Annotated in this window: 5 protein-coding genes; 3 read left to right on the top strand and 2 right to left on the bottom strand. The window is 46.0% G+C overall.

Going from position 1 to position 6,107, the window contains the following annotated elements; translation table 11 throughout:
- Window positions 1-589 (top strand): LysR substrate-binding domain-containing protein (locus QTO00_RS12790; protein ID WP_331425151.1); only part of this gene is annotated, 589 nt, incomplete at its 5' end.
- Between the two features lie 32 nt (window positions 590-621).
- Here QTO00_RS12790 and QTO00_RS12785 read toward each other — a convergent pair.
- Entirely contained in the window at window positions 622-3,801 is a 3,180-nt protein-coding gene (locus QTO00_RS12785; protein WP_331425150.1) for an efflux RND transporter permease subunit, read from the bottom strand.
- A gap of 4 nt (window positions 3,802-3,805) precedes the next feature.
- Window positions 3,806-5,038, bottom strand: coding sequence for an efflux RND transporter periplasmic adaptor subunit (locus QTO00_RS12780; protein ID WP_331425149.1), 1,233 nt, complete (start codon window positions 5,036-5,038; stop codon window positions 3,806-3,808).
- 162 nt (window positions 5,039-5,200) lie between these two features.
- On the opposite strand from QTO00_RS12780, the gene QTO00_RS12775 reads away from it, so the two are divergent.
- Both QTO00_RS12775 and QTO00_RS12770 read left to right on the top strand, forming a co-directional pair.
- Window positions 5,201-5,821, top strand: coding sequence for a TetR/AcrR family transcriptional regulator (locus QTO00_RS12775; RefSeq protein WP_331425148.1), 621 nt, complete (start codon window positions 5,201-5,203; stop codon window positions 5,819-5,821).
- 127 nt (window positions 5,822-5,948) lie between these two features.
- The coding region (locus tag QTO00_RS12770) for a YebG family protein (RefSeq protein WP_331425152.1) at window positions 5,949-6,107 on the top strand (159 nt) is incomplete at its 3' end.

Here is a 6,107-nt window from a genome sequence, read left to right as displayed (position 1 = left end):
TTACTTGCTAAGCGATTTTCGACGTCATACTCAGCACCAATCTCAAAGCTTGTTCATTTCAAACTCTGCTTTGATATGTGAAAAACTCGTCGACTATGAGCTCGATCTTGCGCTAATTGAAGGGAAAACTCTGCACCCCGAGTTAATTTCCACTCAGTTTAGTCAAGATGAAATGTGCGTTATCTGCTCTCCAGATTCACCGCTTGCTGAGCTAACTCAATTTAGTGTCGGAGACTTGGAAGAGAGTGAATGGATATTGCGTGAACCAGGCTCAGGTTCCAGGGAGTTTTTCCTGCGTGTGATTGCTCCGCGGATTGAGCAATGGCATGAGTCATTCCAGCTCAACACCACCGAAGCTTTAATCAATAGTGTTTCGGCGGGGCTTGGCTTATGTTGCTTATCAAAACTGGCAGCGCAGCCCGCCTTAGCCGATGGAAGAGTGATCGAACTTAAGCTGTCATTAGATATGAAAAGGCGCTTTTGGTTGCTGGTACATAAAGAGAAGTATCAGAGCCCACTGCTCAAATCTTTTATCGAGTTTTGCCATCAATGGCAGCTCCCAAACATAAAAAAAGGGCAACACCAATAATCGGAGTTGCCCACTAATCCTAAAAAGAGGGATCAGACAGTGGATTCATTTGCTGGCTGCAGTTTAATGTTCTGTTCCGCGGCTTGTTTCTTCTCAGCACGCTTTGCCAGCACGTAATAGAACAGCGGCGTTAACAACAGTCCAAATACCGTTACGCCAATCATGCCGGAGAATACCGCGATTCCCATCGCTTGCCTCATCTCGGCGCCCGCTCCAGTTGAGAACACCATAGGCACAACACCCATGATAAAGGCGATAGACGTCATCAGAATTGGACGCAAACGTAGGCGAGATGCCTCTAAGATAGCTTCCATGACGGTACGTCCTCTGTCCTGCAACTCCTTAGCGAACTCAACAATCAAAATTGCGTTCTTAGTCGCTAGGCCAACCAATACGATCAAACCGATTTGGGTAAAGATGTTGTTGTCACTTCCCCACAAGATCACACCACTGATCGCTGACAATAGCGTCATTGGAATAATCAAGATGATCGCCATCGGTAGTCGAACGCTTTCGTATTGTGCCGCTAGTACTAGGAACACCAATAGAATCACCAATGGGTAGATCAAGGTTGCGGTATTACCTGCTAGCTTTTGCTGATACGTCAGTTCTGTCCATTCGTAAGTCATACCGATTGGAAGAGTTTCAGCGAGAATCTTTTCGATCGCAGCTTGTGCTTCACCTGAACTCACACCCGGCATTGGGCTACCGTTGATTTCAGCCGTCTTATACGCGTTATAGTGCATGACTCGATCAGGCCCTGCGACATTATCAACATTGACGAATGAGCCAAGTGGAATCATTTCTCCATCCGCATTTCTCACCTTAAGTTGGCGGATCTGCTCAGGGTTCTGACGAAACGCTTCATCCGCTTGAACGTTCACTTGATATGTACGACCAAATCGGTTGATATCGTTAACGTAAGTTGAGCCCATGTAAGATTGTAGCGTTGCAAACACATCATCTAACGAGACGTTTTGTTTCAGTGCTTTAGTACGATCTACATCCAGTTCTAGCTGAGGTACATTTACCTGATAGCTAGAGAAAACACCTGTCAACGCTGGGTCAGCCCACGCCTTCATAATCACCTGTTGAGTAATCTGATACAGAGCTTCGTAGCCGTGATTACCCCTGTCTTGGATTTGCAATCTAAACCCGCCAATCGTACCTAAACCTTGCACCGGTGGCGGTGGGAAGATAGCGATAAACGCATCAGGTATTGAGGCAAACTTCTGGTTCAACTGCATCGCAATCGCGCCTGCACTCAAGCTTGGGTCTTGACGATCTTCAAAATTAGCGAGCGGTGTAAACACAATGCCGCTGTTCGGGCTGTTGGTAAATCCATTGATGCTCAAACCAGGAAATGCCACCGAGTGCTCAACGCCTGGCTGAGCAAGTGCAATCTCCGACATCTCACGAATGACTGCGTCGGTACGCTCAAGTGACGCCGCATCTGGTAGTTGAGCAAACGCGACTAAGTACTGCTTATCTTGACCCGGCACATAACCTGTCGGAGTTTGTTCAAACTGGTATGCAGTTAGACCAAGTAAACCAACATAGATAACCCCGATCACAACACCTAAACGAATGGTTTTCTTAACCACGTAGCCGTAAGCATTAGCGCCCTTATTAAACAACTTATTAAACGGCGTAAAAATCAGGCGTCCAAACAGAGAGTCCATCACTCTTGTTAACCAGTCTTTTGGCTCATTATGACCTTTCAATAACAGGGCTGATAACGCAGGACTTAAGGTCAACGAGTTAATTGCTGATATAAAAGTTGAGATGGTAATCGTCAGTGCAAACTGTTTATAGAACTGCCCTGTAAGTCCAGACATAAACGCGGTTGGAATAAACACCGCAGCCAACACTAACGTCGTTGCAACGATAGGCCCAGTTACCTCTCGCATCGCTTTTTCGGTGGCAGGAATTGGCGCAAGCCCTTCTGCAATGTTTCGCTCTACGTTTTCGACAACCACGATAGCATCATCCACGACAATACCTATCGCCAGAACTAAGCCAAACAGAGACAACGCATTGAGAGAGAAACCCATCAAGTGCATGAAAGCGAAAGTACCCACCAAGGAGACCGGAACCGCAACAAGCGGAATAATAGATGCGCGCCATGTTTGTAAGAACAAGACGACAACTAACACCACCAGCAATACCGCTTCAAGCAAGGTTTGCACAACCGCTTCAATCGAACCACGCACAAATACCGTTGGGTCATAAACGATGTTGTAAGCCACACCTTGTGGGAAGCTCTGTTCAAGCTCAGTCATTTTGCTGCGCACATCTTCAGAAATCTGAATCGCATTCGAACCAGATGCTTGGAACACACCAATAGCGACCGCGTCTTGGTTATCCAATAGCGACCGTAACGAGTAGGTTTCTGCTCCAAGCTCGATACGAGCAACATCTTTTAAGCGATTAACCTGACCGTTGTCTCCCACTTTGATGATGATGTTTTCGAATTCCTCAACATCAGTAAGTCGGCCTTTAACATTAATCAGTAATTGGAAATCAGAGTCACCACTTGGCTGCGCACCTAAGCTACCCGCTGCTGCTTGCTGGTTTTGCTCTCGAACCGCAGCAATGATTTCAGTAGGGTTTAAGCCCAGTGCCGCCACTTTATTCGGGTCAAGCCAAATACGCATACTGTATTCACCACCACCAAACACGCGTACTGACCCCACGCCTTCGATACGCGTAATTTCATCACGTACATTAAGAGCCGCGTAGTTGGCTAAGTAGAGAAGATCGTAGCGTTCATCAGGCGAATAGAGGTGAACCACCATGGTTAAATCAGGCGATGATTTCTCTGTCACTACACCAAGACGCTGAACTTCTTCTGGCAATCTTGGCAGAGCGCGATCAACACGACTTTGCACCAGTGATTGTGCTTTGTCGGCATCAGTGCCAATTTCAAACGTAACCGTTAAGGTCATTCGTCCATCAGACGTCGCTTGTGAAGACATGTAGAGCATGCCCTCAACACCGTTGATCTCCTCTTCTAGAGGAGATGCAACCGTATCGGCGATCACCTTAGGATTTGCACCAGGATAAGTGGCAGTTACCACCACAGTCGGAGGCACAACTTCTGGATATTCAGTGATTGGCAACTGCCACACTGATAACGCACCCGCAATAAAAATGAGTATCGATAAGACCGAAGCGAAAATCGGCCTACGAATAAAATACTGAGAAAACATCCCGTTATCCCTTCTCGTTTAGTGCCACTGTGGCTAACGATTTGCGTTGCTGATCAAGCAAGCTTTGTTGGTCGCGCAGCATGGATAGCGTCAGTTCATTTGCCATTGGCACTTCGCTTGGAGTCACTGGCATATTCGGACGAACACGCTGTAGACCGTTAACTACTACCTTATCACCTGGTAACAATCCATCCGCGATAATACGCAGTCCATTAAGTTTTTCACCCAGAGACACAGGGCGATATTGAACCGTGTTATTTTCATCAAGTACCAACACATACTTCTTGTTGAGGTCGGTTCCTACCGCACGATTATCGATCAGAACACCTTCATAGCTGCTTGAGCCAGTAATGCGCAGTTTGGCAAACATGCCTGGCCACAAGGACTGGTCTTCGTTGTTAAACACAGCTCGCACGCGAATCGTACCAGTTGCTTGGTTAATCGCATTGTCGACAAAATCAATGTGACCGACCATTGGGTAACCCGCATCGTTTGCCAAGCCTAACTGAACCAATTGCTTAGTGTTTTCTTTGCCCGCTTTTAGCTTGTTCAACTTCTGATATTTAAGGAAAGTCACTTCATCAACATCGAAGTAAGCATACATGTGAGCGGTAGACACCAGTGTTGTTAACTGAGTATTACCCGCTGAAACATAGTTACCCTTAGTGATATGCGCTCTTGACACCTTGCCAGAGATCGGGGCAGTCACTTTTGTAAACGCTAGATCGAGCTTGGCTTGGGATAGCGAGGCTTTAATTGCAGCAACACTGGCCGCACCACGTTGCTTGGCTGTAAAGCGAGCATCTACCGTTTCCTGAGAAATCGCATTGTTCTTATTAAGTTTCAGCGCACGTTGATGATCTTTGATCGACTGGCTGTAACTCGCTTTAGCACTGCTAAGCTCCGCTTCAAGTCGTTCAACTTCCGCTACAAATGCACGGTCGTCGATTGAAAAAAGAACATCACCCTCTTGGACCATAGTTCCCTCTTCAAAATGCACTTGCTCAACATAGCCCGACACTCGAGGAATAACCGAAACCGTCTGAGGCGACTCTAAACGACCCGTGTACTCATCAAGTTCAGTAATTGTTTCTACTAACACTTCTGCGACTTCGACACCTGGAGGAGGTGGTGCAGACTGGGCCACTTCAGCATATGAATCCTGACATCCCGACAACACCAAAGGTGCTGCAATTGAGATTAGTAGAAGGGGGGCTTTAAAATGTTTGCCTACCATCTCGCTATCCTTTTATTAATTTTGTACCGATCGGTATAATAATCTCAACTTTTGACATTGATCAAGTTAAATTTACCAAATGAATACATTTGTCTTATGGACAACGAACGTGCTGCGATTTACCATTTGAGTGTCATATTTGAGAAATTAATGAATACTGTTATGGTCCGTTTAACCTGTGGTCGCCCAAAAAGCTTTGATAAAGAAATCGCACTTGAAAAAGCCTTAGATGTCTTCTGGACGCAAGGCTATGACGGCGCTTCGCTCAAAGATCTCACTAGCGCCATGGGGATCAACAAGCCAAGTATGTACGCAACATTCGGCAACAAAGAGCAGCTCTATTTACAAGCTGTAGAGATGTACAAACAGCGAGAAGGGGCTCCTTTCTTCGAAGCGCTCGCCCAATCAGAAATTCGTGATGTGATTGCCGCCGTTTTCTCTGGAATTGTCGTTGCCAAGTGCAATAACGAGAAACACAAAGGGTGCTTGATGATCCAAAGTTCGTTAGCTTGCAGCGATGATTCACACATAATAAAAACATCGGCACTTAAAGTACGTGCGGAGTTCATTAAACTGATACAAGAACGGTTTGATCAAGCGGCAAAAGAGGGTCAACTCCTCGATGAAGCAAACACCCAACTGATGACGCACTACGCTGTAACCGTACTTGATGGATTACAGATCCACTCTGTCGACGTTCCTCCGCAAGAGATGTTGGATGAAGTGGCTAAAATGGCAATCAACCAGCTTTATCAATTCTGTAAGCCATTGCCTGCTAGCTAAGTTCCATTGACTCGCTCACTTTATCGACCAACCCCTCATGATTACTTGTGCAACCTAGACTTTGATTGCAAAAAACTGTATAAACAGCCAGTAAATACTTTTGATAATTTGAGTTAGAGGACCAACCATGGCTGTAATCGTCAAGTACGTGGTAGAACGCAACGGAGAAGAGAAAATGACTTTTACCTCTAAAGCGGAAGCTGACGCATATGACAAAATGCTTGATATGGCTGATGAGCTTTTCGAGCTACTAGGTAAAAGTGAAGTGTTAGAGGACGAAGGCCAG

The sequence above is a fragment of the Vibrio sp. M260118 genome (assembly GCF_036533755.1).
Taxonomy (GTDB): domain Bacteria; phylum Pseudomonadota; class Gammaproteobacteria; order Enterobacterales; family Vibrionaceae; genus Vibrio.
Note: the sequence above shows the minus strand (reverse complement) of the source record. Positions and strands in the feature narration are given on the sequence as shown.

What these genes read in the sequence shown, in the direction of transcription:
- QTO00_RS12785 (WP_331425150.1), bottom strand. Translation starts at nt 3,801, where the DNA reads ATGTTTTCTCAGTATTTTATTCGTAGGCCGATTTTCGCTTCGGTCTTA.
- QTO00_RS12780 (WP_331425149.1), bottom strand. Translation starts at nt 5,038, where the DNA reads ATGGTAGGCAAACATTTTAAAGCCCCCCTTCTACTAATCTCAATTGCA.
- QTO00_RS12775 (WP_331425148.1), top strand. Translation starts at nt 5,201, where the DNA reads ATGGTCCGTTTAACCTGTGGTCGCCCAAAAAGCTTTGATAAAGAAATC.